Raw genomic sequence first — 734 nt, 5'->3', positions numbered from 1 at the left:
AGTTATTTCAATACTCCCTCTGTGGGATCAAATTTTGCAATTCCAACAAAAAACTGTCCTGGTTACAGTAGAAACGTTGTTTTGGCAAAGTCCCTTCAACTTCCGACATAAAAGAACGCACCTGATTATCTAGCACAATATTTGTCGCCGTTAATACCCCAGGTAACACCTTCTGCAATAAACAGATTTCTTGATTCACGACAATGCTTTGTCCAATAAAATCTAATAGCTGTTTGTTAGTCGAATGTAAATGTGATTGGTCAACAAACTGATTAAAAAATCGTGTCGAAAAAAGGCTGCGATAGGCAGTCTGCAAACTGTTAGTATCTTTGAAAAATTCCGAAGCAACGCTTTTTGTATTCAGATGTGCCACTTCATCAACCTTTCCATACTGCAGCATAATCTCAAGTTGCGTGCTGTTAAGCCCAGTAATAGCTGATAACAAAGGCAAATTATTCTGCAAAGTATCATTGACATGGGAAACTTTTAAACTTGCAATGATTGATACCAGCAAGGATTTTGTAATCGAACTGTCTGCGTGTGTCAATGCAGGTAACAGTGATCTCTCAATTAAAAAACCAGCGTATTGCTGGTTTAACGCATCAAGTGTATTTCGACCATATAAAAATGGAAAAAACAAACGTTGTTGGTAAATATTCGCCGGGCGCATTCGGAATTTGTGGGTATTTAGGCTGCTGCTTGCAATCCTCCTTCATAGGACATTTCTTCAATGT

General features: G+C 38.1%; 1 protein-coding gene. It reads right to left on the bottom strand.

Features of this window, described 5'->3' with window-relative positions:
* Positions 1-7: 7 nt before the first annotated feature.
* On the bottom strand, positions 8-670 hold the full coding sequence (locus DNK84_RS13385) for a hypothetical protein (RefSeq protein ID WP_119344973.1): 663 nt from the start codon (positions 668-670) through the stop codon (positions 8-10).
* Positions 671-734: the final 64 nt, after the last annotated feature.

Origin of the sequence: Facilibium subflavum (assembly GCF_003574485.1) — a bacterium.
Classification (GTDB): Bacteria; Pseudomonadota; Gammaproteobacteria; order Francisellales; family Francisellaceae; genus Facilibium; species Facilibium subflavum.
This window is presented reverse-complemented; position numbering and strand designations above follow the sequence as displayed.

What these genes read in the sequence shown, in the direction of transcription:
- DNK84_RS13385 (WP_119344973.1), bottom strand. Translation starts at nt 670, where the DNA reads ATGCGCCCGGCGAATATTTACCAACAACGTTTGTTTTTTCCATTTTTA.